The 25166-nt window shown below is 72.1% G+C and carries 22 protein-coding genes; 5 read left to right on the top strand and 17 right to left on the bottom strand.

Going from position 1 to position 25166, the window contains the following annotated elements; genetic code table 11:
* Positions 1–52: 52 nt before the first annotated feature.
* The 6 genes from J2X63_RS12315 to sucC form a co-directional block, all read right to left on the bottom strand.
* A complete protein-coding gene (locus J2X63_RS12315; protein ID WP_309977445.1) occupies positions 53–1603 on the bottom strand; it encodes an APC family permease in 1551 nt (516 codons plus the stop codon).
* A 68-nt stretch (positions 1604–1671) separates the two neighbouring features.
* The gene (locus tag J2X63_RS12310; RefSeq protein ID WP_309977442.1) at positions 1672–2973 is read right to left on the bottom strand and encodes a DUF6350 family protein; all 1302 of its coding nucleotides are present in this window, start codon (positions 2971–2973) and stop codon (positions 1672–1674) included.
* A gap of 31 nt (positions 2974–3004) precedes the next feature.
* Positions 3005–4543, bottom strand: a complete 1539-nt coding sequence (locus J2X63_RS12305) for a hypothetical protein (RefSeq protein ID WP_309977440.1) — start codon at positions 4541–4543, stop codon at positions 3005–3007.
* A 98-nt stretch (positions 4544–4641) separates the two neighbouring features.
* Positions 4642–5214, bottom strand: a complete 573-nt coding sequence (locus tag J2X63_RS12300) for a hypothetical protein (protein WP_309977437.1) — start codon at positions 5212–5214, stop codon at positions 4642–4644.
* Positions 5215–5323: 109 nt separating this feature from the next.
* Positions 5324–6226: a succinate--CoA ligase subunit alpha gene (sucD, locus tag J2X63_RS12295; RefSeq protein WP_309977435.1), complete on the bottom strand. Its 903-nt coding sequence runs from the start codon at positions 6224–6226 to the stop codon at positions 5324–5326.
* Positions 6227–6249: 23 nt separating this feature from the next.
* The gene (gene sucC / locus J2X63_RS12290) at positions 6250–7416 is read right to left on the bottom strand and encodes an ADP-forming succinate--CoA ligase subunit beta (RefSeq protein ID WP_309977433.1); all 1167 of its coding nucleotides are present in this window, start codon (positions 7414–7416) and stop codon (positions 6250–6252) included.
* A gap of 197 nt (positions 7417–7613) precedes the next feature.
* On the opposite strand from sucC, the gene J2X63_RS12285 reads away from it, so the two are divergent.
* The 3 genes from J2X63_RS12285 (at position 7614) to J2X63_RS12275 (ending at position 10877) form a co-directional block, all read left to right on the top strand.
* The gene (locus J2X63_RS12285; RefSeq protein WP_309977432.1) at positions 7614–8333 is read left to right on the top strand and encodes a VIT family protein; all 720 of its coding nucleotides are present in this window, start codon (positions 7614–7616) and stop codon (positions 8331–8333) included.
* A 28-nt stretch (positions 8334–8361) separates the two neighbouring features.
* Positions 8362–9177, top strand: a complete 816-nt coding sequence (locus J2X63_RS12280; RefSeq protein WP_309977429.1) for a DUF72 domain-containing protein — start codon at positions 8362–8364, stop codon at positions 9175–9177.
* 62 nt (positions 9178–9239) lie between these two features.
* Positions 9240–10877: an FAD-dependent oxidoreductase gene (locus J2X63_RS12275; RefSeq protein WP_309977427.1), complete on the top strand. Its 1638-nt coding sequence runs from the start codon at positions 9240–9242 to the stop codon at positions 10875–10877.
* Between the two features lie 17 nt (positions 10878–10894).
* Here the strand turns inward: J2X63_RS12275 and J2X63_RS12270 are convergent, their stop codons facing one another.
* The 6 genes from J2X63_RS12270 to J2X63_RS12245 form a co-directional block, all read right to left on the bottom strand.
* On the bottom strand, positions 10895–11683 hold the full coding sequence (locus J2X63_RS12270; RefSeq protein WP_309977424.1) for an FAD:protein FMN transferase: 789 nt from the start codon (positions 11681–11683) through the stop codon (positions 10895–10897).
* Entirely contained in the window at positions 11683–12192 is a 510-nt protein-coding gene (locus J2X63_RS12265) for an FMN-binding protein (protein ID WP_309977422.1), read from the bottom strand. Before J2X63_RS12265 ends, J2X63_RS12270 begins: the two co-directional genes overlap by 1 nt.
* Positions 12189–13607 (bottom strand): ferredoxin reductase family protein, encoded by a 1419-nt coding sequence (locus tag J2X63_RS12260; protein WP_309977420.1) that lies wholly within the window; start codon positions 13605–13607, stop codon positions 12189–12191. Before J2X63_RS12260 ends, J2X63_RS12265 begins: the two co-directional genes overlap by 4 nt.
* A 95-nt stretch (positions 13608–13702) precedes the next feature.
* Positions 13703–14767 carry an FUSC family protein gene (locus J2X63_RS12255; RefSeq protein WP_309977418.1) on the bottom strand — a complete coding sequence of 355 codons (1065 nt, stop codon included), beginning with the start codon at positions 14765–14767 and terminating at the stop codon, positions 13703–13705.
* Positions 14764–17232, bottom strand: coding sequence for a UvrD-helicase domain-containing protein (locus tag J2X63_RS12250; protein ID WP_309977416.1), 2469 nt, complete (start codon positions 17230–17232; stop codon positions 14764–14766). Before J2X63_RS12250 ends, J2X63_RS12255 begins: the two co-directional genes overlap by 4 nt.
* 102 nt (positions 17233–17334) lie before the next feature.
* Positions 17335–18396, bottom strand: coding sequence for a glycerophosphodiester phosphodiesterase family protein (locus J2X63_RS12245; RefSeq protein ID WP_309977414.1), 1062 nt, complete (start codon positions 18394–18396; stop codon positions 17335–17337).
* A 156-nt stretch (positions 18397–18552) separates the two neighbouring features.
* Here J2X63_RS12245 and J2X63_RS12240 point away from each other — a divergent pair, with 156 nt between their 5' ends.
* On the top strand, positions 18553–19356 hold the full coding sequence (locus J2X63_RS12240) for a Bax inhibitor-1/YccA family protein (RefSeq protein ID WP_309977412.1): 804 nt from the start codon (positions 18553–18555) through the stop codon (positions 19354–19356).
* A 79-nt stretch (positions 19357–19435) separates the two neighbouring features.
* On the opposite strand, the gene J2X63_RS12235 is transcribed toward J2X63_RS12240, so the two are convergent.
* Positions 19436–20512 carry an NAD(P)/FAD-dependent oxidoreductase gene (locus tag J2X63_RS12235; RefSeq protein ID WP_309977411.1) on the bottom strand — a complete coding sequence of 359 codons (1077 nt, stop codon included), beginning with the start codon at positions 20510–20512 and terminating at the stop codon, positions 19436–19438.
* Between the two features lie 66 nt (positions 20513–20578).
* Here J2X63_RS12235 and J2X63_RS12230 point away from each other — a divergent pair, with 66 nt between their 5' ends.
* Positions 20579–21124 carry a TetR/AcrR family transcriptional regulator gene (locus tag J2X63_RS12230; protein ID WP_309977409.1) on the top strand — a complete coding sequence of 182 codons (546 nt, stop codon included), beginning with the start codon at positions 20579–20581 and terminating at the stop codon, positions 21122–21124.
* A 7-nt stretch (positions 21125–21131) separates the two neighbouring features.
* Here the strand turns inward: J2X63_RS12230 and guaA are convergent, their stop codons facing one another.
* The 4 genes from guaA to J2X63_RS12210 all read right to left on the bottom strand — a co-directional run bounded on the left by guaA (position 21132) and on the right by J2X63_RS12210 (position 25155).
* Positions 21132–22739, bottom strand: coding sequence for a glutamine-hydrolyzing GMP synthase (gene guaA, locus J2X63_RS12225; protein WP_309977919.1), 1608 nt, complete (start codon positions 22737–22739; stop codon positions 21132–21134).
* A 68-nt stretch (positions 22740–22807) separates the two neighbouring features.
* Positions 22808–23314, bottom strand: coding sequence for a DUF3817 domain-containing protein (locus tag J2X63_RS12220; protein ID WP_309977407.1), 507 nt, complete (start codon positions 23312–23314; stop codon positions 22808–22810).
* 9 nt (positions 23315–23323) lie between these two features.
* Positions 23324–24253: a trypsin-like peptidase domain-containing protein gene (locus tag J2X63_RS12215; RefSeq protein ID WP_309977405.1), complete on the bottom strand. Its 930-nt coding sequence runs from the start codon at positions 24251–24253 to the stop codon at positions 23324–23326.
* A gap of 59 nt (positions 24254–24312) precedes the next feature.
* The gene (locus J2X63_RS12210; protein WP_309977403.1) at positions 24313–25155 is read right to left on the bottom strand and encodes an SURF1 family protein; all 843 of its coding nucleotides are present in this window, start codon (positions 25153–25155) and stop codon (positions 24313–24315) included.
* Between the last annotated feature and the right edge of the window lie 11 nt (positions 25156–25166).

Below are 25166 nucleotides of genomic sequence, written 5' to 3'. Positions count from 1 at the left end.
TCACCGCCGGGCTCCAGACGGCGACTCCGCGCGCCCCCCTCTGCCGTCGGGCTCAGACGCCGCCGTCGATCGAGCGCGGGACCACCAGCTCGTCGTCGGGCACCAGCACCTCGGTCTCGCGATTGAGCGACTCGCCCCGGAAGAACGGCTTCGCCTCGGCGAAGAACGACCACACCACCATCAGCACGGCGCCGAGCAGCAACGACCCGACCCCGACGACGAAGACGCCGCCGACGCCGAGCAGCACCGTGTAGCCGTAGTCGGGATCGAGCATGTCGACCGCCGAGTACACGAACGCGCCGGCGAGCAGCAGCGCACCCAGCAGGGGGAACACGAGGCGGTACCAGAAGTTCCGCCACGACTCGAACAGGGTGGCGCGGAAGTACCAGACGCAGGCGAACCCCGTGATGGCGTAGTAGAAGGCGATCGCGAGGCCGAGCGAGAGCACCGTGTCCTGCAGGATGTTGTCGCTGATGAGGGTCATGCCGACGTAGAAGACGATCGCCACGAAGCCCATGAGCAGGGTCGAGAACGACGGGGTGCGGTATCGCGGATGCACCGTGGCGAACCGCTTCGGCAGCGCCCGGTACACGGCCATCGCGAGCGTGCCGCGGGCGGTCGGGAGGATCGTCGTCTGCGTCGACGAGACCGCCGAGATCATGACGGCGACCACCAGCAGCCAGGCCCACGGCCCGAACAGCGCGTCCTTGAGGGCGAAGAAGACGTCGTCGGCGTTGCCCTCGTTGCCGAGCCCCAGCCCCGCCTCGCCGAGCCCCGCGTACGACATCGCGGCGACCGTGACGCCGACGTAGGTCACGAGCAGGATGAGCGTCGTGAGCACGGCCGCACGACCGGGGATGCGCTTCGGGTCCTTCGTCTCCTCGTTGAGCGCGAGGCAGGTGTCCCAGCCCCAGTAGATGAAGAGCGCCAGCAGCACCGACTCGACGAACGCGTCGAACGACCCGAACGCGAACGGGTCGAACCAGCTGAGCTGCGGCGTCGTGGAGCCCTCGGGCGCCGTGCCGTCGAGGACGCTCCACACGGCGAACAGCACGAACAGGGCCAGCGCGAGGTACTGCACGCCGAGCAGCACGTTCTGCATCCGCTCGCCGATCTCGAGCCCGCGCCAGCTGATCCAGCTCATCAGCGCGATGAACACGACTCCCGTGAGCGTCACCACGAACACGTTCTCGGCGAGGTCGGGCGCCACGAGCAGCCAGAAGTAGATGCCGCCGATCTGGGCGAGGTTCGCGAGCACCACCGTGCCGGCGACCGCGACGCCCCAGCCGCCCATCCAGCCGACCCAGGGGCCGAACGCCTTGGTGGCCCACGTGAACGTCGTGCCGCAGTCGGGCACGTCGTGGTTGAGCTCGCGGTAGGCGAAGGCGATGAGCAGCATCGGGACGAACGCGATGATGAACGCGATCGGCGCCTGCTCGCCGACGGTGAGCACGACGAATCCGAGCGTCGCCGCGAGGGAGTAGACCGGCGCCGTGGAGGCGAGGCCGATGACCGTCGATCCCCACAGGCCCAGCGTTCCGGCAGCGAGGCCCTTGCCCTGGCCCGGAGCGGGCGGCACGTCCTGCGCCTTGGAAGCCGACATCCGGAACTCCTTCGTCACGCCGTCACGTCGTGAGCACGCTAGCACCGGGCCGCGACCACCCGCGCCGGTCAGCGCTCGAACGCGCCAACCCGTACGGTGTCGTGCTCGGTTCCGGACGGATCGCCGCCGGCCGACGTGGCGCCCACGCCGCTCCGGAGCCTGGCGGCATACCCGCCGAGGAGCGCACCGATGCCCACCGTCGCGGCCGCGATCCCGGCCACGGCCATCGGCATGGGTCCCACGTCGGCGAGCCGGCCGGGCCCCGCAGCGCCACCCGACCACCAGGCCAGCAGGCCGAGCACCGACGCGGCCGTGGCCGCGGCGCTCGCCGCCACCGCGATCGGCGCCCACCACGCGGCGTCGGCCGGGACGTCGCGGTCGTCGTCGTCGCCCGTGGACACCAGCCACGCGCCGACGAAGCCGAGGAGCAGCGGCACGACGAGCCAGATCGCGCCGAGGGCGGGCGCATCCGTCGGGAGTGCGCCCAGCACGGGCACGCCGGGCACCGGGCCGAGGAGGGTGCCGCCCGTGGAGACCAGGCTGCCGGTGCCGATCGCGAATCCGGGCCCGAGCATCCATGATGCCGCCCACACGACGAGGTTCGGCAGCAGCGCGAGCTCGGCGACGGTCAGCGCGATGCCGCCGTCGACGCCGGCGCCGAGCGACTGGTAGAGGCCGGCGATGGTGGCGTAGTCGAGAGCGATGAGCACGGCGACCAGCACGCCCGCGACGGCCAGCACTCCGAACGCGGCGCCGGCCCCGACGCGCACCGACGCGCGCGCCCCCGCGACGAGCCCGAGCGGCAGCCGTTCGAGCAGTCGGCGCACCACGCCCGTCGCGGCATCCGGTGCCCCCGACGGCGACTGCAGCACCTCGCCGACGGCGCCGATCACGACGCCGAGGGCCACGACGAACGCCGGCAGGAGCCCGGCCTGCCACGGGTCGGCCCGCGCGGCGTCGACCCCGGTCGTGAGGGCGAGGATGACGCCGGCAAGGCCGTAGACGACGACCGCCGCGAGGCCGCCGCTGAACGAGTGCCCGCCGGCCGCCGAGCGTCGACCGATGCGCCGGCCCGCTGCGACCGTGAGCAGCGCGAACCCGAGCAGCGCGATGGTGATGGGGAACGGGTCGCCGACCCCCGGCAGCGCGATGCGCCCGGCCGTCACCGGGTCGAGCTGCGCGACGAGGTCGACGCCATGACCGAGCAGCCAGATGTCGCCTGCCGCGCGGAGGAAGACCGCCGCGTCGACGGCCAGGCCGAAGTGCACGGCCCACAGCAGCATGAGCGGAACGACCGCGATGCCGAGGCAGATGAGCGCTGCGACGGATGCCTCGAGGGCAGCCAGCAGGGCGATCGTCGTGCGTCTCATTCCTCCGGGAGCCTATCCCGGGCGGCGCCCCTCAGCCGTCGCGACGTGCGGCGTCGTCGGGAGTCGAAGCGCCCGGTGCGCGCGTCGCCGCCGTTCCCGAGGCGGCGGCCACGAGCGCGGCGTCGGCCTCCTCCTCCGCGATCGCGGCGTCGGCCGCCGCGGTCGCCGCCGCATCGGCCGCCACGACCTGGGCATCCGCAGCCGCCGCCTCGGCCGCCGCGGCCTGCGCCGCCACCTCGGCGGCCGGACGGCGGAGCAGCTCGACGATCAGCACGGCGAGCAGGGCGAGGATCACCGTCCAGACGACGGCGCTGACGGTGACCGGGCGGTTGAAGAGCACCACGGCGGTCGCGATCAACGCGATGGCGACGTAGACGGCGCCGCGCCAACGGTCCAGGCCGATGCCGAACGAGCCCGTCGTGACGCCATGCCTGGCCGCGGCCGCGCGGGCACCGGCGAACCCGGCACCCGCGAAGTCCCTGGCAGCTCGTGCCGGTCGCCATGGACCGGAGAACCAGGCGATCACCGCGACGAGGATGGAGAGCACCAGCATCGCCACGATCGTCGAGAGCATCAGCTCGACGAGCCCGTCGAAGACCACCGACGCGGTATCGGACGGCATGATCGACGGACTCACCGTGCCGATGAAGAACGTGCGGCCGATGCCGAGCCCGGCGGCGAGCAGCAGCATGGTGAGCGCGAGTCCGGCCGCCGTCCACACCAGTGCCACGGTTCGACGCTTCGCGACGAACACGCCGGCCGCCAGGAGCGCGAGGCAGATCCACGGCAGCCACGTGCCCGCCGCCACGGCCAGCGCGTAGACGGTCTGGACGAGGACGAAGGCGTCGTTCTGCGCGATGACGACGCTCTTCTCGATCACGGGGATGTTCGCGGCGAAGCCGACCCCCTGGTCCACGAGGCGCTCCTTCACCGCCTCGATGATGGGGCCGAGCTGCACCGAGATGGTGCCGTTTCCGCCGATCGCGAGCGCCGCGTCGGGATCGCCCTGTACCGCGGCCACGAAGGCGTGATGGCTCGCACGAAGCGCCGTGGCCCACACGTCGGCGAAGGCCGGCGACTCGACAACCCGGTCGACGATGCCGGAGACGAGCGACTGGAGGCCCTGCGTGGCCGGCGCCTCGAGCAAGCCGAGTGCGGTCTGCGCCTTGGGCGGCAGGTCGAGCTGCTTGATGCCGTCGAAGAGGTCGGCGGTGAGGGCCGGGATGTCGACCTGCTCCTCGATCGCCGTCGTGACCTGGTCGCCGATGTAGGACTGCACCGCCGGCTCCTCGGCGAGCGGGGCGAAGGTCGCGACGAACTGCTCGGTGTCCACGAGCTGGAGCCGCGCCCACGCCGTGATCACCGCGATCGGCGTGATCAGGAGCGCGACCACCACGAGGACGACGGCCGCGACGGTGCGCCCGCGGCGGCGGCGCTCGTGCGGCGCCGCACCCGCGACCTCCGTTCCGGCGACCGGCGTGGCCGTGACCGCCTCGGTGCGCAACGCCGCGTTCTCGGCTTCCAGCTGCGCGATCCGGGCTTCGAGTTGCGAGGTCCCTGCATCCGACATGACCGCCCCCTTTGGTCGAAACCTATCGCCACGAGTGCGTTGCGCGCATCACTTCTTCTCAATGAAAGGCGGGGGTGCGCCTCGGGAGAGGACTCGCGTCAGTGGATCAGGGCCTTCATCAGGATCATCGCGAGGCCGAACCCGGCAGTCGCGAGCGCGCCGGCGAGCCTGATCGGCCAGGGGGAGCCGCGCCGAGCGAAGGCCACCCAGCCGAGCACGGCGAGCACCACGACGCCGGCCCACAGGGCCGTCCAGATGGCGTAGACATCGGTGATCGCCTGGGTGGCGCCGAGCAGCAGGATGAACGAGGGGATCAGCGCGGAGGCGAGTAGTCCCATGGAGCGCCGCAGCGATCCTCGGAACGCCTCGCCGAGGCCGATCATGCGGTCGTGGTCGAGGCCGTGGTGGGCCACGGTGCCGGCGTAGACGTGCGCGGCCCAGAAGACGATCACCGTGCCGATGACCGTCCAGAACACCGACCATGCCGTGGCGCCGTGGCCGCCCGAGACGAGGATCATGCCGTCGACCAGGATCACGCCGTAGACCGCCTCCTCGGTCACGAACGTCGTACGCACGATCTTCGAGGCGAGGTTCGGCTGCGCACCCGGCCCCGAGTTCACCGCGGTGCTCGGAACGACCCGGCCCGCGGCATCCGACGTGGAATCACCCATGGATTCAGCCTCTCACGCGAGAGGACATGCCGACAGCGTCGTCTCGCCGCCGACGACACGGGCCCCCGCCGATGATCCGGCAGGGGCCCGTGTTCGCGTCGGAACGCGCCTAGAGGGCGGCGTAGACCTCGCGCAGCAGCTGCGCCGTCTCGGACGGCGTCTTGCCGACCTTGACGCCGGCGGCCTCGAGGGCCTCCTTCTTCGCCTGCGCGGTGCCGGCCGAGCCGGACACGATGGCGCCGGCGTGGCCCATGGTCTTGCCCTCGGGGGCCGTGAACCCGGCGACGTAGCCGACGACCGGCTTCGTCACGTTGGCCTTGATGAAGTCGGCCGCGCGCTCCTCGGCGTCGCCGCCGATCTCGCCGATCATCACGATCGCCTTCGTCTCGGGGTCGGCCTCGAACGCGGCGAGCGCGTCGATGTGCGTGGTGCCGATGATCGGGTCGCCGCCGATGCCGATGGCGGTCGAGAAGCCGAGGTCGCGCAGCTCGTACATCATCTGGTAGGTCAGCGTGCCCGACTTCGAGACGAGGCCGATCGGGCCCTTGCCCGTGATGTTCGCCGGGGTGATGCCGACGAGCGACTCTCCGGGGCTGATGATGCCGGGGCAGTTCGGGCCGATGATGCGGGTCTTCTCGCCCTGCTCCTTGGCGTACGCCCAGAACTCCGCGGAGTCCTGCACGGGCACGCCCTCGGTGATGATGACGAGGAGCGGGATCTGGGCGTCGATGGCCTCGATCACGGCATCCTTCGTGAAGGCCGGCGGGACGAAGGCGATGGAGACATCCGCCCCCGTCTGCTCGATCGCCTCGGCCACCGAGGCGAACACCGGCAGCTGCACGGAGTTGCCGTCCTTGTCGTTGTGCAGCACCGTGGTGCCGGCCTTGCGGGCGTTCACGCCGCCCACGACCTGGGTGCCCGCCGCGAGCATGCGCGCCGTGTGCTTGGAGCCCTCGCCGCCGGTGATGCCCTGGACGATGACCTTGGAGTCCTTGTTCAGGAAGATCGTCATTGCTCTCGAATCCTTCTCTCGCGCTACGCGGCGTTCGCCAGCTCGGCGGCCTTGTCGGCGCCCTGGTCCATGTTCTCGGCGAGGGTGACGAGCGGGTGCGCCGCCTCCTCGAGGATGCGGCGGCCCTCGACGACGTTGTTGCCGTCGAGGCGCACGACGAGCGGCTTGTTCGCGGTGGAGCCCAGCTCGGCGAGCGCGCCGACGATGCCCTTGGCCACCTGGTCGCACGCGGTGATGCCGCCGAAGACGTTCACGAACACGCTCTTCACCTGCGGGTCGCCGAGGATGATGCCGAGGCCGTTGGCCATGACCTCCGCCGAGGCACCGCCGCCGATGTCGAGGAAGTTCGCCGGCTTCACGCCGCCGTGGTTCTCGCCCGCGTAGGCGACGACGTCGAGCGTCGACATGACGAGGCCCGCGCCGTTGCCGATGATGCCGACCTCGCCGTCGAGCTTCACGTAGTTGAGGTCGAGCGCCTTGGCCTGCGCCTCGAGCGGGTCGGCCGCGGCCTTGTCCTCGAGGAGGGCGTGGCCGGCGTGGCGGAACTCGGCGTTCTCGTCGAGCGTGACCTTGCCGTCGAGGGCGATGACGTTGCCGTCCTCGTCGAGGATGAGCGGGTTCACCTCGACCAACGTGGCGTCTTCGCTCGTGTAGACGTCGTAGAGCTTCACGAAGACGTCGGCGACCTTGTCGACGAGCTCGGCCGGGAAGTTCGCGGCCTCGGCGATCTCGCGGGCCTTGGTGGGCGTGATGCCCGTGCCCGGGTCGACCTCGACGCGCGCGAGCGCCTCGGGCTTCTCGACGGCGAGCTGCTCGATCTCCATGCCGCCCTCGACGCTCGTGAGCGAGAGGTAGGAGCGGTTGGCGCGGTCGAGGAGCACCGAGAAGTAGAACTCCTGCGCGATGCGGGCGCCGCCCGCCACCATGACGCGCTTGACGACGTGGCCCTTGATGTCGAGTCCGAGGATGGCCTTCGCCGCCTCCTCCGCCTCGTCGGGGGTCTTCGCGACCTTGACGCCGCCGGCCTTGCCGCGGCCGCCCGTCTTCACCTGGGCCTTGACCACGACGACGCCGCCGAGCTTCTCGGCCGCGGCGCGGACCTCTTCTGGGGTGTCGGCCACGATGCCCGGGAGCACCGGGACCCCGTACTGTTCGAACAGGTCTCTGGCCTGGTACTCGTAAAGATCCACGCTCTACTTCCAATCGGTCCGCACGCGCGACGGCGCACAGGGGCTGGTGGGTGCGGCCCGGCCTGTGCTCAACGAGCACCGATTGTCTCGATATCGAGATACGCGGGCCGTGGACCATGGTACTCCCCCTCATCCGAGGGTCGGAACCGGCCGGATGCCGCTGGCCACCGTCAGCCCCCGGCTGCGAGACTGGCTCGATGAGCGACCGAGCGGAGCCCATCCACCGCACAGACCCGCACGATTCCGCGGTGCACGCGAAGTTGAACTGGCTGCGCGCGGGGGTGCTCGGAGCGAACGACGGCATCGTCTCGGTCGCCGCACTCGTGGTCGGCGTCGCCGCGGCCACCACGGATGTCGCGGCGATCCTCATCGCCGGCGTCGCCGCGGTGGTGGCGGGCGCGATCTCCATGGGACTCGGCGAGTACGTGTCGGTGTCGAGCCAGCGCGACACCGAGCGGGCCCTGATCGCCAAGGAGCGGCACGAGCTGGAGACGATGCCCGAGCAGGAACTGGCCGAGCTCGCCGGGCTCTATCGCGCCAAGGGGCTGTCGGCCGCCACCGCCGAGGCCGTCGCGCACGAGCTCACGGCGCACGACGCGCTCGCGGCGCACCTCGAGGTCGAGCTCCACATCGACGAGGACGACGTGGTGAACCCGTGGCACGCCGCCGGGGCATCCGCGCTGTCGTTCCTCGTCGGGGCAGTGCTGCCGATGCTCGCCATCCTGCTCCCGCCGCCCGAGTGGCGCATCGCGGCGACCTTCGTCGCCGTCGTCGTCGCCCTCGCGATCACCGGCTGGCTCAGCGCCTGGATCGGCGGGAGCCCGAGGCTCCGGGCCGTGCTGCGGGTGACCGTCGGCGGGGCCCTCGCCCTGCTCGTGACCTGGGCGATCGGTGCCCTGCTCGGCGTGGCCGTGTGACATGGCGGTGCGTCGGGGGCGTGCGTACGTGGGGATCTCGGGATGGGTCTACCCGAACTGGCGCGGCGAGTTCTACCCTAGGGGGCTCCGTCAGGCCGACGAGCTCGACTATGCCGCGAGGCACCTCGGCTCGGTCGAGATCAACGGCTCGTTCTACTCGCTGCAGCGGCCGGGGAGCTGGGTGCGCTGGCGCGATGCCGTGCCCGAGGACTTCCTCTTCGCAGTCAAGGGGCCGCGGTTCATCACGCACGTGAAGCGCCTCGGCGACATCGACGGACCCATGGCGAACTTCTTCGCGTCGGGACTGCTCGCGCTCGGCGACAAGCTGGGCCCGCTGCTCTGGCAGCTCCCACCGACGCTCGCCTACGACGAGGCGCTGCTCGACACGTTCCTCGCGCGCCTGCCGCGCACCCATGCGGCCGCGGCCGGGCTCGCGCGACACCGTGAGCAGCGGATGACCGGACGCACGTCGTACGCCCTGCGGGCCGCTCCCGAGCGGCCGCTCGAGCATGCCGTCGAGGTGCGGCATCCGAGCTTCGAGGAGCACGCGGACGCATGGGCGTCGCTGCTCGAGCGTCACGGCGTGGCATCCGTCACCGCCGACACCGCCGGGCGCTACCCGCGGATCGACCGCACGACCGCGACCTTCGCCTATGCACGCCTGCACGGGGATCGGGAGCTCTACGTGTCGGGGTACGACGAGGAGGGGCTCGACCGCTGGGAGGCCTGGATGCGCGGCCACCTCGACGCGGGCCGTGACGCCTACGCGTACTTCGACAACGACGTCAAGGTGCGGGCACCGTTCGACGCCATGGCGCTCATCGAGCGGCTCGCGCGGGCCTGAGGGGTGCCTCGGGTTCCCGACGGGGCCCCCCCCATGCGCGGCACATGGGGCACGATGGGGAGATGGCCAAGAAGCACGGTCCGGTCGTCCCCCATCTCACCGACGCCCAATGGGATCGGCTGGTCGCGCACGGCGTGCCGGTCGACGTCGCCCTCGGCGACATGCTGTTCCGAACGGGAGACCGCTGGTACGACCTCATCCTCGTCGAGAGCGGCGCGGTCGAGGTGGTGCGCGACGCCCTGCCCTGGGTCGGCGAGACCCCGATCGTCACGCTCGGGCCGCGCACGTTCGTCGGCGAGCTGGGCCTGCTGAACGGCCAGCGGGCGTTCCTGTCGGCGCGCGCGACGGAGGCCGGCCGCATGTACCGCGTCGATCACGCGGCGCTGCAGCGGCTGATGGCCGAGGACGACGAGCTCTGCGATCTGCTGCTGCGCACGCTGTGGGCGCGCCGCGACTTCCTGCGGCAGGGTCCGGCCGCCCTGTCGCTGAAGATCGTCGGCACCCAGCGCTCGGCGGGTGCCACGGCCCTGCGCCGGTACGCCGAGCGCCTCGAGCTCGCGCACACCTGGGTCGATGCCGACGACCCCGAGACGGCGGCCCACATCTTCGAGCACGGCTTCTCGCGCAGCGACCTGCCCGTCGCGATCGTGCAGGGCGAGAACGTGCGCAACGCGACGCCCGGCCAGGTCGCCGAGATGCTCGGCCTCGCCTACGTGAACGACGACGACACCGCCGCCGACCTCGCCGTCGTGGGCGGTGGGCCGGCCGGACTCGCCGCGGCGATCTACGGGGCATCCGAGGGGCTGCGCACGGTACTGCTCGACTCCATCGCGCCCGGCGGGCAGTCGGCGGCGACGTCGCGGATCGAGAACTACCTCGGCTTCCCGTTCGGCGTGAGCGGCGACGCGCTCACGGGTCAGGCCTCGTTGCAGGCCTTCAAGTTCGGCGTGCGGGTGTTCGCCCCGTGCGAGGTGGCGGGGCTGCAGGAGTCGGGCGATCCGCTCACCCTCACGCTGGCCGACGGCCGGCTCGTGCACGCGAGGTCGGTGGTCATCACGACGGGCGCCCAGTACCGCACCCTCGACCTCGACCGGTGGAGCGAGTTCGAGGGAGCAGGCATCTTCCACGCGGCCACGTCGCTCGAGCTCCGGCAGGTCATCGACTCGCCCGTCGTCATCGTCGGCGGGGCGAACTCCGCGGGCCAGGCCGCGCTCTACCTCGCCGCGAACGGCTGCCCCGTGCGCCTGGTCGTTCGCGCCGACGGCCTCTCCTCGCAGATGTCGAGCTACCTGGTCGACCGCCTCGCCGACGACCCGCGCGTCCAGGTGCACACGCGCACCCGCATCGCGGCGCTGCACGGCGGCGAGACCCTCGAGCAGGTGACGCTCGCCGGCGACACGGATGCCACGGTCGACTGCCGCGGCCTGTTCTGCTTCATCGGCGCGCAGCCCGCGACCGACTGGGTCACGCAGCTCGAGCGCGACGAGCACGGCTTCGTGCGCACCGGCGACGACGTGCGGAGCCTCGGCCCGGCCTGGGCCGCCCTGCGGCGGTCGCCGCTGCCGTTCGAGACGAGCCTGCCCCGCGTCTTCGCGGCGGGCGACGTGCGTCGCGGTTCGATGAAGCGCGTCGCCGCCGCGGTGGGCGAGGGTTCGAGCGCGGTCGCCTCGGTGCACCGGGCGCTGGCCGACGTCACCTGAGCCGCTGAAGGCACACCTCAGGCGACCCGGGGGTTCGTCGCGGCGCGCGGCCACCCCGGCGTCGCCAGCAGCGTTCCGTCGCGGCGCACGGCGAGCACGTCGATCTGCTCGCGCCCCGTCGCCTCGTCGAGGGCGGCCACGCCCCCGGCGACGATCGCGGTGGCCATGATGTCGGCCGTGACGATGTCCCCCGCGGCGACGCTGACCTGCACGAACGACGCGTCACCCACGTCGGTGGGCGACCAGATGTGGTCGCCCCGCTCGGCCGTGCCCGACGTCGCGACCGCGCGCCGAGCGCCACCGCCACCGAGTGCCATCGACGCCAGGAGCGTCCGAGGGTCCCGCGGGTCGACGATGCCGATGATCCACGCCGAGCCGTCGGCACGCACGCCGCTGACGAGGACGTCCCCGCCAGCGTCCACTCCCCACTCGTCGACCCCCATCGCCGCGATCGCCTCCCCCGCCTCGGCGATGGCAAGGGCCTTCACGACGCCGTTCAGGTCGATCACCCCGTCGGCCCGATGCGGCGTGAACGCGCCGCCCGTGCGCCCCCGCCATTCCACGGCGAGGGCGTAGGCGTCGCGGAGCGCCACGCTCGCGTCGATCAGGGCGAGCTCGCCCCTGGCGACCCGGCTCAGTTCGGAGTCGGGCCGATACAGGCTGCACCGGCGGTCCCACCGCTCGAAGACGGATGCCGCGACCGCCGTCGCGCGTGCCGCCACCACGTCGCTCCCGCCCGCGCGCACGCTCACGACGGTGCCCATCGCGGCGAATGCGTTCGGCGGAAGCGTCCGATCGGTGATCATCAGAACCCCGCGGCGTCGAGCGCGGCCTGGAGGGACTGCACGTAGGCGTCGCTCGTGTAGGTGGCGCCGCTGACGAAGGAGACCGACGCGGATTGCGACCGGAGCACCTCGTCCCGCAGGATCGGCGCCGCCCGGTTGCTGATCGACACCGAGCGTCCGTCATGGTCGGTGAGTTGCAACGGCGTGACGTCGGTGATGGCGCCGCCCGAGATCGTGACCTGCACCTGCACGTCGCCGAACCGGGTGCCGACGGTCGTGCCCGCGTAGGTGCCGTCGGCGACCCCGGATGCGGCCTGCCGGGTCGTGGAGCCGGTGGCGGCGGCATCCGTCGGGTCGGTCGCTCCGCTCGACGATCCCGACGAGCCATCCGTGCCGCCCGTCGTCGTCGAGGTGCCGCCGTTCGACGCGGCGGTCGGGGCCGGATCGGTGCCCGCGGTGCCGAGCTGCCAGCCCGTGAGGAGGACCGCGGCCGAGGCCGCGGACGCGATGACGAGTGCTCGTGTCCTCACCAGTCGAACCGCTCGTGGTGGATCTGCTCGGGACGCAGGCCCGCCGCCCGGGCCTCGGCGACGACCGCCTCGGACCAGCCCAGCGGACCGCACACGTAGACGTCGGAGTCGAGGACGGCCGGCGCGAACTCGACGAGCGAGAGGCCCTGCCGTTCGGCGTCGGCGCTCAGCCATCCCGCACCGCGGGCACCCGGGATGGTGATGAGGGTGGCGCCTCGCGCGCGGCACAACTCGCCCATCTCCTGCAGCAGCCATCCCTCGTCGGCGCTCCTCGTGCGCAGGAGCACCGTCGCCTCTCCCGGCCGGAAGCGCGCCGACTCGAGCAGCGACCTGACCGGCGTGACGCCGATGCCCGCCGCCACGAGCACCAGGCGGCTCCGGCTGCGGGACGCCTCGCTGAAGATGCCGTACGGCCCCTCGAGCGCGACGCGCGTCCCGGGCCGGATGCTCGCCAGCCCCGCCGATCCGCGACCGAGGGCGCGCACCGTGATCCGGAGCGCTCCGCCCCGCGGCACCGCCGACAGCGAGTAGGGATGCGCCTGCCACCACTGCCCTCGGGTCAGGAACCGCCACACGAAGAACTGGCCGCCGGTGGCGCCGAGCCGCTCGAGGTCGTCGCCGCGCAGCCGGATCGAGACGACGCCGTCACCGGCCGGCTCCACGGGCTCGACCGCCTCGACCACCAGCCGGTGTCGCAGGGTTCGGTACGCGGGCATGCCGAACCGGTACACGACGACGGCCGCGAACGCCGTGATCGTGAGCAGCAGCCAGTACCACCGCTGCCACGTCCCCTCGGCGAACAGCCCGCCGAGGCTGAACTGGTGGGGCAGCGCGGCGAGCACCGCCCCGTAGACGAGCAGGTGGATGCCGTGCCACACCTCGTACCGGAACCGCCGGCGCACGGCGACCAGCGAGGTGACGACGATCGCGACGAAGAGCCCGAGGCCCAGTACCGCGAGCGGGATGTCGGGCGTGTTCCACAGTGAGACGACCTCGCCGATGAGCCCGCTGCCGTCGGCGACTGCATACCCGGCCACGAGGAGCACCGTGTGCGCGAGCAGCAGGACCAGCACGGGCTTGCCGAGCCGGCGATGCAGGCCCATCGCGGCATCCTGCCCGACGGCCCGCTCGATGAGCGGCACCCGGGCGGCGAGCACGAGCATGACCAGCACCAGGTCGGTCGCGACGAGCCCGGCCACGATCCCGAGCGCCGTCAGGGCGCCGCCGGGATCGCCGATCGCCATCGCCCCGCCGTCGGCGAGGAACAGCGCGACCGCCACCGCCACGGTGGCCACCGCCGCTGCCTGCAGCAGGTCGACCCGCCACAGGCGACGTGAGGCTCTGCGCTGCTCGGGCGCCGCGACGTCTCGCGACCCGCGCTCGAGGCCCCGTGCGTCGTGCAGGAGGAATGCCATGAGGACATGGTCGGCGCCGACGCTATCGACCCCCACTGGACCGCCCGGGCATTCGCTGGGAACGCGATCCTCCGACGCCCAGGTCGGGCTCCACCTCAGCCCGCGACGCCGGCCCGCCCGCCGAGCCGGCGCGCCACGCCCGACCCGACCAGGACCGCGGCGACGCCCACGGCGCACCCGACGACCGTCTCGATCACGCGATCGGCGACGAGGCCGCCGAGATCGACGGGAGCCGCGATCCACGCCACCACGAGCGCGAGCGGCGTGATGCAGAGCAGCGCGGCGCCGTAGTGCCGGCCCACGAGGATCTCGGCGCCGAACTGGGCGACGCCGACCACGAGCACGAGCAGCCACGCCGGCGGGGCGGGCCAGAGCACCAGTGCCGCGACCACCACGCCGCCGAGGGTGCCGAGCACGCGGTGCACCGCCCGAGACAGCGAGTGCGCCGCGCCGGCCGGCGGCACCACCGCGATGACACTCACCACCGCCCAGTACGGATGCCCCGGTCCGAAGGCCAGCGCGAGCGCCCCGGCGACGAGCGCACCCGCACCGTTCTGCCCGACGCTCAGCCAGACGTGCGGATCGCGCACGGCACCGGGGCGGGGAGCTGGCGCCCTCGGCAGGTCCTTCAGCACGGCGCGCGTCGCCTCGCCGCCGAAGCGCCGCAGCAGCCAGCCCGACAGGGTGAGCGCCACGGCGAAGGCAGCCGACACGACGGCGATGCCGATGCGGAGCACGAGCTCGCCGGCGGGCGTCGGCACCTGCGCGCAGACGAGGAGCCCGAACACGAAGAACAGCGTGGTCGGCGGCGAGAGCGGGGCGACGTTCACGACCACGACGCCCCCCGCGATCACGGCCACGAGCACGATCGCCTCGACCCACAGCGGGGCGGATGCCGCGGCCAGCGCCGTGCCCGCAGCGACGCTCACGACGAGGCCTGTCGCCGCCACGATCACGGTGCGTGCGCGCACCCGGTACCGCTCGCCACGACCGAAGATCGCGGCCATGCCGCCGAACGCCGCATACGGCGCCAGGTCGGGACGCCCGGCGAGCACGAGGATCGCGAGCGGCACGACCGCCGCGACGGCCGCGCGGAACGCGACCTCGACCTCGAGGCTGCGCCACGCACGCGACCTCGCGGCGGACTCGCCGGTGGTCACAGCTTCTCGATCGGCGCGATCTTGATCAGGAGCTTCTTCTGGCCCGCCGTGTCGAAGGCCACGTGGGCGATGCGCTTGGTGCCCTCACCCGTGACCTGGATGACCTTGCCGTCGCCGAAGTCGACGTGCCGGATGCGGTCGCCGGCTGCGAGCGTGAGGTCGCCGTTGTCGCGCACCGTGCCCGTGACCCGGTTCGCCCACTCGGTCTTTGGGCCGGCACTCCTGGTGACGCTGAACCGCTCGAGGTCGCGGTCGCGGGTGCCCCACGCCCCGCCCTGCCCCGGACCGCGCCGGGCGTTGAGCGCCCGCGGCTGGGTGCCGCCGCGGGAGTTGGCCATGCCCGGCGACTGCTTCCAGTCGATCAGCCCCTCGGGGATCTCGCTGAGGTAGCGCGACGGCATCGCCACGGCCACCTCGCCGAACTGCGCTCGGCTCATCGCCAGCGAGAGGAAGAGGCGCTTGCGGGCGCGGGTGATGCCGACGTAGAACAGGCGCCGCTCCTCGGCGGGACCACCGGGCTCGGACGCGGACATCTGGTGCGGCAGCAGGCCCTCTTCGAGCCCGGTGAGGAACACCGCGTGGTACTCGAGGCCCTTCGCCGTGTGCAGCGTCATGAGGGAGACCGTGCCCGAGGCGTCGTCGAGCTCGTCGGCCGCGGCCACGAGCGACACCTGCGTGAGGAAGTCGACGAGCGTCGCGCCCGGGTTCTCGCGATCGAAGTCGCGGGTCTGCGCGACGAGCTCCTCGACGTTCTCGGCCCGCGTCTCGTCCTGCGGGTCGCGACTGTTGCGCAGCGCGTCGATGAGCCCGGAGCTCTCGAGCAGGAACACGAGGACGTCGGACACCTTCGACGCACCCTCGTTCGTGCCCTCGGCGATGCCGCGCGACGACGGTACCAGCATGGCGGCCGCCTCGTCGAGCACGTCGGCGAGCCTGGTGATGGCGCCCGTGACCTTCGGTCCGAGGCCGAGCCCGTCGGCGGCGCGCATCGCCTGGCGGAAGGTCAGCGCGTTCTGCTCGGCGAAGCTCGCGAGCGCCGTCTCGGTGGCGGGGCCGATGCCGCGCTTGGGCGTGTTCAGGATGCGCCGGAGCGCGAGCTCGTCGAGCGGGTTCGCGACGGCGATGAGGTACGCCATCGCGTCCTTGATCTCGGCGCGCTCGTAGAACTTCGTGCCGCCGACGACGCGGTAGGGCAGCGCCGAGCGCACGAAGATCTCCTCGAGCGCACGCGTCTGCGCGTTGGTGCGGTAGAACACGGCGATGTCGCGATAGGCCACGCCGGCGCGGTGCAGCACCTCGATCTCATCGGCGACGAACTGGGCCTCGTCGTGCGCCGTGTACCCGGTGTAGCCGGTGATCTGGTCGCCATCTCCGTCGGCCGTCCAGAGTTTCTTCTCCTTGCGGTCGAAGTTGTTCGAGATCACCGCGTTCGCCGCCGACAGGATGTTCTGCGTCGACCGGTAGTTCTGCTCCAGGAGCACCACCTTCGCACCGGGGAAGTCGCGCTCGAACTCGACGATGTTGCGGATGTCGGCACCGCGGAACGCGTAGATCGACTGGTCGGAGTCGCCGACGACGGTGAGGCTCGCGCCCGGGATGCCGCCCGACGCATCCACCAGCGGAGCCACGTTGACGCCGTGCTGCTCCATCTCGACGACCCGGTCAGCCGGGACCGGCTGGGTGAGCTCGCGGATGAGCGAGTACTGCGCGTGGTTCGTGTCCTGGTACTCGTCGACCAGGATGTGCCGGAACCGCCGCTGGTAGAGCGAGGCCACCTTGGGGAACGCGCGGAAGAGGTAGACCGTCTCGGCGATGAGGTCGTCGAAGTCGAGCGCGCTCGCGTCGCGGAGCCGCCGCGTGTACTGCCGGAAGATCTCGAGGAACATGACCTCTTGCGGGTCGCTCGTGTTCGCGTTGCGCGCATACGTCTCGACATCGGCCAGCTCGTTCTTCAGCTTCGAGATCTTCGCCTGGGCGCTCGCGGGCGTGAAGCCCATCGTGTCGGCGTCGAGCTCCTTGATGATGCGCTTGAGGATCGTGCGCTGGTCGGCGGAGTCGTAGATCGTGAACGTGGAGGAGAGCCCGATCGACTCGGCCTCGCGCCGCAGGATGCGCACGCACGCCGAGTGGAACGTCGAGATCCACATGCCGCTCGCGCTCTCGCCGAGCAGCGCCTGCACCCGCTCGCGCATCTCGGCGGCGGCCTTGTTCGTGAACGTGATCGCGAGGATCTGACTCGGCCAGGCCTCGCGGCTCTCGATGAGGCTCGCAATGCGGTGCGTGAGCACCCTGGTCTTGCCGGATCCCGCGCCCGCGACGATGAGCAGGGCCTGGCCGCGGTACTCCACGGCCTCCCGCTGCTCGGGGTTGAGCCCGTCGGTGAGGCGCGAGCCGGTCGTGGTGGCGGGTGCGGAGGGCGCCTCGCGCCAGCCGGCCGGGTCGTCGGGGTCGAGGATCAGCGTCATGTCCCTGCAATTGTAGGCGCGGCATCCGACACCCACGCCGGCCGATGCGCCGTCGATGACGGATGCCGGTGCCGCCGCCGCGACGCGCGCTCCGATGCCGCGCTAGCCGGCCATCGCGCGCCGCGCCTCGACGCCGAGGTCGGGGTGGTCGACGAAGATCCCGTCGACGCCGGTGGCGATCACCTGCCCGAACTCGCCCATCCAGTCGCCGAACGCCGCCCGCGAGCCGCCGCGTCGATGCGACGCCGAGAGGAACCGGTTCTCGGGACGCAGCGTCCAGGTGAAGACCCGCAGGCCCGCGGAGTGCGCCGCGTCGACGAGGTCGGCGCCGACGAGGGTCGCCGTGCGCGACCGCGACCGTGGTGACCCGTCCGAGCCGCCACGGGGCGCTGCGAGCAGCCGGGCCTTCCCGACGCTCACCCCGTGCACGCGACCGGCGAGGCCGAGCAGCCCCGCCTCGGTTACGTACGCGTCGTACGCGGGGGCCGCCGCCCCGAGCGCCTGCACGACGTCGACGGGCGAGCCGGTCGCCTCCACGAGGAACACCCGCTCGCCCCGGATGCCCCGGGCACCGAGCCGGTCGAGCACGTCGAGCTCGAACGACTCCATGACGAGGCGCTCGCCGCCCCGGTCCCAGCCCGCGTCGTCGAGCTCGGCGGCGAAGAGCTCGTCGAGCGGCAGGCCGATCGCCGCGAAGTGGCTGGCGTGCTTGAACTCGGCGACCATGCGCACGAGCCGGCGCTGCTCGTCGGCGGCCGTGTCGATCAGCTGGAACAGATCGCGCAGCCGCAGGATCGGGTACCGACCGTCGAAGCTGGCGCTCGACTGGCGGAGGCTCCCGAGCCGCTCCTTCGCCCGCAGGGTCGAGAGCTCCGCCCACGTGAAGTCCTCGGTGAACCACCCCGTGAGCACGGCGCCGTCGACCTCGCGCGAGGTGCGGCGGGACGCGAACTCGGGCCTCGACGCGACATCCGTCGTGCCCGAGATCTCGTTCTCGTGCCGCAGCACGAGCACGCCGTCCCGCGAGGCCACGATGTCGGGCTCCACCGCGTCGGCGCCGAGCGCGAACGCGAGCTCGTACGCCGATCTCGTGTGCTCTGGCCGGTACCCCGAGGCGCCACGGTGGCCGATCACCATCGGGGACGCGCCGGAGTCGTGCAGCATGGGCCTCAGCGTAACCACGCACCGTGCGCATCCGCGGGAATCCGCGCGGAACTCTGGGCGTTGTCCCTGCTACGACCGGTAGATTGGTGCGTGGCACGGATGCCGCATCCGGTCGCCTCTCCCCCGCACCGACGACAGCCGAAAGCAGAGGAACCCATGGCTCTCGACAATCCCGCGTTCTCGCGGAATTCCGCCTTCTCACAGCAGGGAGCCGTCGCGGCCACGCAGAACGTGTCCGCGCAGCAGCTCCAGGAGCTGTACGACAAGCCGGCGACGCTCCCCGACCGCGAGGTCATGACCGTCGAGAACACCATCGCGAAGACCGCCGCCGCGTTCGGCGTGCTCCTGGTGTTCGCAGCGGTGGGCTGGCTGCTCACGCCCTCGATGCCGTGGCTCTTCTGGGCGTTCTCGATCGTCGGCTTCGTGCTCGCGCTCGTGAACATCTTCAAGAAGGAGCCGTCGCCCGCCCTGATCCTCGCGTACTCGGCCGCCCAGGGCGTCTTCATCGGCGGCATCTCGGTGATCTACGAGTCGGCTTACTCGGGCATCATCGCCCAGGCCGTCATCGGCACGATCGCCGTCTTCGGCGTCACCCTTGCGCTGTTCGCGAGCGGCAAGGTGCGCGCGTCGAAGAAGGCCACCAAGGTCTTCCTCATCGCGATGGTCGGCTACCTCGTGTTCTCGCTCATCAACCTCGTCCTCATGTGGACCGGCGTGAACCAGGACCCGTGGGGCCTCTACGGCGCGGAGATCGCCGGCATCCCGCTCGGCCTCGTCATCGGCGTGCTGGTCATCATCATGGCGGCCTACTCCCTGGTGCTCGACTTCGACATGATCCAGCAGGGCGTGCGCAACCGCGCCCCCAAGAAGTACGGCTGGACCGGCGCCTTCGGCATCATGGTCACCGTCATCTGGCTCTACCTCGAGATCCTGCGGTTCCTCGCCATCGCGCGCAACTAGCCCTCGAGTCGCTCACGTCGGAACGGCCGCCCTCGGGCGGCCGTTTCGCATTCCATCCACCTCGACCGGCGGCCCATCCTCATCGAGTGCGAACGGATGCCGCGGCCGGCTCGTCTCGGCGCCGAGCCCGCGAGATGCGTCCCGCCAACGCGACCGCGCGGTCGCGCGCGGGCGCCAGACGCTCGGTCAGGGCGACACGCATGAGGGCGGTGGATGCCACGCGCAGGCGCTGCGTGGGTCGCCGCCTGGCCCGGTCGTAGGCCGCCAGGGCGTCGGCCGGGGGCATCCGGTCGAGCAGGTAGCCGAGTGTGACCGCGTCGATGAGGGCCTCGCAGGCACCTCGACCGAGGTTGGGGGTCATGGCGTGGGCGGCGTCGCCGACGAGCACGACGTTGCCGCGGTCGTAGGACGAGAGGCGCGGCGTCGTCCAGATGCGCTGGGCGAGCGTCGTCTCAGGGGTCGCGGCCGCGAGTACGCGGCGGAGCGCCGGCGCGGCGTCCCGATGGCGGTGGCGGGCGAGTTCGATCGCCTCGCCCACGTCGACGTGCCGTGGCCCGAGGTCGGAGCGGAACGAGGTGTACCAGTTCGTGCCGTCGCGATGCGGGCCGAGTCCGAAGAGCTGCCCCCGCCCCCAGTACTCGCCGAGTTCCGCGGGCGACAGCACGTCGGGCACGACGCCCCGAACGGCCAGGGCGGGCGTCGATCGGGCATCGGCCGCCGCGCCCCAGTTGCGCCGGCGCACGGCGCTGTGCACGCCGTCGGCGCCGACGATCACGTCGGCCTCCATGCGCTCGGGCTCTTCGACCCGCTCCGTGACGCGGTTCACCCTGTCGGGCACCGCTGCGTCGAGCGCCGCGAGGAGGTCGTGCCGACCGAGCAGCAGTCCGTCGGCGGGCAGGTTCGCCAAGGCCGTGCCCGATTCGCTCCAGAGCGGGAAGCGGTCGAGCGCGATGCCGACGTCACGGAGCCGGTCGAGCACGCCGATCCGCGCGAGCGCCTCCTGCGCCTCGGGCCACATCGCCAGGCTCGTGCCGGTGGTCGGCAGCTTCGCCCGCTGTTCGCGCAGGGTGACGTCGAAGCGAGTGGGGTCGAGCACCGCGGCCAGCGCCGATCCGGCGATGCCGCCGCCGATGATGTCGACGGTGATCCGATCCATGCGTGCAGATTACTACTTTTGTAGTGTCAATGCACTACTTCTGTAGTGATTGGCTACACTCTCGGCATGGACCGCCGCACGCTCGTCGCCGACGCAGCCCTCGGCATCGTCGCGGGGCAGGGCATGAAGGCCCTCACGCACCGGGCCGTCGATGTCGCATCGGGTTCCCCCGCGGGCACCACGTCGAATTACTTCCGCACCCGCGCCGCACTGGTGGCGGCAGCCGTCGACCGGCTCGAGGAGCGCGATCTGGCGCTGTGGTCGGTCGGCGCAGGCGAAACGACTGCACCGCCACTGCCCGGCGGCCCCGACGCCCTGGCCGAGTCCCTCGCGGCGTACGTGGCGATCCTCGCCGGACCGCAGGCCGACCTCACCCGCGCCCGCCTCGTGCTCTCGCTGGCCGAGCCCGACGCGGTCGCCGCCGGGCACGCTCGCTTCATGCGGGTCGCGCGGGGCATGGTCGAGGCATCCGGCATCGATCGCCCCGACGAACGGGCGCGCTGGCTCGCCGACTACTGCGACGGGGTGCTGCTGCACCAGCTCACGGCGCGACGCGGCGAGCCGTTCGACCGCGCGGAGGCCGAGTCGGCCATCGGGCGCCTGCTCGCCTGAGCGGCGCTCACTCCCACTCGATGGTGCCCGGCGGCTTCGACGTGACGTCGAGCACCACCCGGTTCACCTCGGGAACCTCGTTGGTGATGCGGTTCGAGATCTTCGCGAGCACGTCGTACGGCAGGCGCGTCCAGTCGGCGGTCATCGCGTCCTCCGACGACACCGGGCGCAGCACGATGGGATGCCCGTAGGTGCGGCCGTCGCCCTGCACGCCGACCGAGCGCACGTCGGCGAGGAGCACGACCGGGCACTGCCAGATCTCCTGGTCGAGGCCGGCCGCGGTGAGCTCCTGGCGCGCGATGGCGTCGGCCTCGCGGAGGAGGTCGAGCCGCTCGCGCGTGACCTCGCCGACGATGCGGATGCCGAGACCGGGGCCCGGGAACGGCTGGCGTCCCACGATGGCCTCCGGCAGCCCCAGCTCGCGCCCGATCTGTCGCACCTCGTCCTTGAAGAGCGTGCGGAGCGGCTCGACGAGCTCGAACTGCAGGTCGTCGGGGAGGCCGCCCACGTTGTGGTGGCTCTTGATGTTCGCCGTGCCCGTGCCGCCGCCCGACTCGACCACGTCGGGATACAGCGTGCCCTGCACGAGGAATCGGATCGGCTCACCGTCGGCCGCAGCCTCGGCGACGAGGTCGCGCTCGGCGCGCTCGAACGCGCGGATGAACTCGCGACCGATGATCTTGCGCTTCTCCTCGGGGTCGCTGACCCCGGCGAGCGCGTCGAGGAAGGTGTCGACCGCGTCGACGGTGACGAGGCGGATGCCGGTCGCCGCCACGTAGTCCTCCTCGACCTGCCGGCGCTCGTCCTTGCGGAGCAGGCCGTGGTCGACGAAGACGCACACGAGCTGGTCGCCGACGGCCTCGTGCACGATGGCGGCCGCGACGGCGGAGTCCACGCCGCCCGAGAGCCCGGCGATCACGCGGGCCGAGCCGACCTGCTCACGGATGCGAGCGACCTGCTCGGCGATGACGTTGCCCGAGTTCCAGTCGGCGGGGATGCCGGCTGCGCGATGCAGGAAGTTCTCGATGACCCGCTGGCCGAACTCGGAGTGCTTCACCTCGGGGTGCCACTGCACGCCGTAGAAGCCCTGTTCGTCGTTGGCGAAGGCCGCGACCGGCGTGGTCGCGGTGGAGGCGAGCACCTCGAAGCCGTCGGGCGCCCGCGAGACGGAGTCGCCGTGGCTCATCCACACGGTCTGCGCCTCGGGCTGGCCCGAGAGCAGCGCGTTGTCGTCGTCGGTGCGCGCGGTCACGGCCGTGGACCCGTACTCGCGATGGCCGGTGTGCGCGACCTCGCCGCCGAGCTGCTGCGCCATCACCTGGAAGCCGTAGCAGATGCCGAGCGTGGGCACGCCGAGCTGCAGGATGCCCTCGTCGAGCGCTGGCGCACCGGCCTCGTAGACCGACGACGGCCCGCCCGAGAGCACGATGCCCACGGGGTTCTTCGCCCGCACCTCGTCGGCGGTGATGGTGTGCGGCACGATCTCTGAGTAGACGGATGCCTCGCGCACGCGCCGCGCGATCAGCTGCGCGTACTGCGCGCCGAAGTCCACCACGAGCACCGGGCGCTGGTCGGTCGGCTGCTCGGCGGCCGGCCCCGACGCGGTCGGCTGCAGGAGGGGCTCGGTCGTGCCGGCCGTCGCCGTCTCGTCGGTCGGCTCGGTCGTGCCGGTCGGCTGTTCGGTCACTGCTGGGCCTCCACGGTGTCGGTGGTGCTCGTCGCGGCATCCGGAGCACCGGGGGATGCATCGGACGCGGTCGACGCCGCCGTCGCGGCGGCGGCGGCTTCGCGTCGGTCGAGGTACGCACGCACCTCACGGCCGATGCGCGCCTCGAGGATGAACGAGAGGAACGGGATGATGCCGCCGAGCGCGATGAGGATGAACCGCGTGAACGGCCAGCGCATGAGGCTCCAGAGGCGGAAGTCGCTGAACAGGTACACCACGTAGAACCAGCCGTGCACCATGAGGATGCCGGTGGAGAGGTTCACGGCCGTCACGGTGTCGATCGGCACGAAGGCGAGGAAGCCCTGCGGGCCGCCGAGCTCCAGCTCGAGGCCGAACCCGTACTTCAGGATCATCTCGGTGCAGAGCAGCAGCAGCAGCACACCGGTGATGACCGAGGCCACCTGGTAGAAGCGCAGCGCCCCGCGAATGCGCGGCAGATCGGCGAGTTTCGGCTCGAGGGGCATGCGTCCAGTCTACGGCGCGTCGACGAGCTCCCGGGGCACGACGAAGACGTCGACGAGCGCCCCGCCCCGCCACACCGTCATCTCGACCTGCCGGTCGATCGCGTCCTCCACCATGAGCCGCTGGATCGTGGTGGCCGTGACCACCCCGTTGCCGTCGAGCGAGACCACGATGTCGCCGCGCAGGATGCCGGCGAGCTCGGCCGGGCTGCCGGGCGCGACCCCGGCGACCTGCAGTCCCGTCGGCGAGCCGATGCGCGCCGCCAGCTCGGGAGCGAGCTGCACTCGCGCGCCGGCGATGCCCAACCACGCCCGCCGCACCCGACCGGCCCGGGTCAGCGTGTCGATGATCTCGCGGGTCGCCCGGTTGATCGGCACCGCGAGTCCGAGGCCCACGCCGGCGACGGCGGTGTTGACCCCGACCATTCGACCCTGTCCGTCGGCCAGCACGCCGCCGGAGTTTCCGGGGTTGAGCGCGGCATCCGTCTGGATCACCTCGTCGATGACCCGCCCCGACGCCGTCGGCAGCGACCTGCCGAGGTTCGACACGATGCCCGCGGTGACGCTGCCGGACAGGCCCATCGGGTTGCCGAGCGCGACCACCAGCTGGCCCACCTGCAGCGTCGTGGCCTCGCCGAGCGGCACGGGCGGCGGCACGGGACCCCTGGCGCGGAGCACGGCCAGATCGGACAGCACATCGCGGCCGACGACGTCGACGGTCACGGAGGTGCCATCGCCGAACGTCGCCTCGGCGGCGACGGAGCCGGCGACCACGTGCGCGCTCGTCAGCAGGACGCCGTCATCGGAGATCACGCTCGCACTGCCCCCACCCCCGCCGCGCGGCGAGCGAACGGCCAGGCTCGCGACGCTGGGCAGCACGTCGCGCGCGACGCGGGTGACGACGGCCGAGTAGGCGTCGAGGGGGTCCTCTTCGTGGTCCACACCGGAATCATCGCCCCGCGGCGGCGACGCGGACCCCGAGTTCGCCGCTGGCGGAACGGTCAGTCGCTGGTGTCGCCGCCGGCGGGCCCGGCGCCCGCTGCGGCCCCGGGTTCGCCGCTGCGGGCCGCCTCCGCGGCGTCGGTGGCCTCCTCGGCCTCTGCCGCCTCGTCGCGCTCGCGCTCCACCGCGTCGCGGACCAGGCGGTACCAGAGGAAGATCGCGAACCCCGCGAACACCGCCCACTCGACGGCATAAAAGATGTTGAGCCAGTTGAGCTCGACCGACTCCTCGGGCGGCGGCGACGAGATGGCATCGAGCCCGGCGATGGGCTCGGCCGCCGTGACGTAGGCGAAGTACACGGGCCGGTCGTCGTAGTCGGTCCAGACATTGATGAGCTGCGCCACCGCGACGCTGCGGATCGCCAGCGGATCCTGGTCGTCCTCGGGCGCGATCGGGGCCTCGCTCGGGAGGAAGCGTCCGACCACCGTCACCTCATCGCCGGCGGCGACGTCCGCGTCGAAGCGCGCGGCCGCCTCGCGGGCGGTGTCGAGGTCGTCGGTCCAGCCGAGGGCGACGGGAAGGCCGCCCGGCGTGGCATCCGTCACCTCGAGGTGCGCCACCGGCCAGTACCCCATGACGCCGTCGTTCAGGCGCCCCTCTACGACCACGGTGTCGCCGGGAACGAACGTGCCCGACACCTCGACGCGCTGGCCGGTCGACGCCTGCAGGGTGGGGCCGTCGGGCTGGGCCACGTCGGCGAGGGGCCGCACTTCCTCGGTCGGCCGCTCCACCACCACGGCCTGCTCGACGGCGCGCTCGAGCTGCCACTGGCCGAGCAGCGCGAACGCCGCGGCGATGCCGAGGGCGAGCAGGAGCGCGAGCACCCAACGCGGGCGCAACATCATCTGGAGCA

Origin of the sequence: Agromyces sp. 3263, assembly GCF_031456545.1 — a bacterium.
In the GTDB taxonomy this organism is placed as follows: Bacteria; Actinomycetota; Actinomycetes; order Actinomycetales; family Microbacteriaceae; genus Agromyces.
This window is presented reverse-complemented; position numbering and strand designations above follow the sequence as displayed.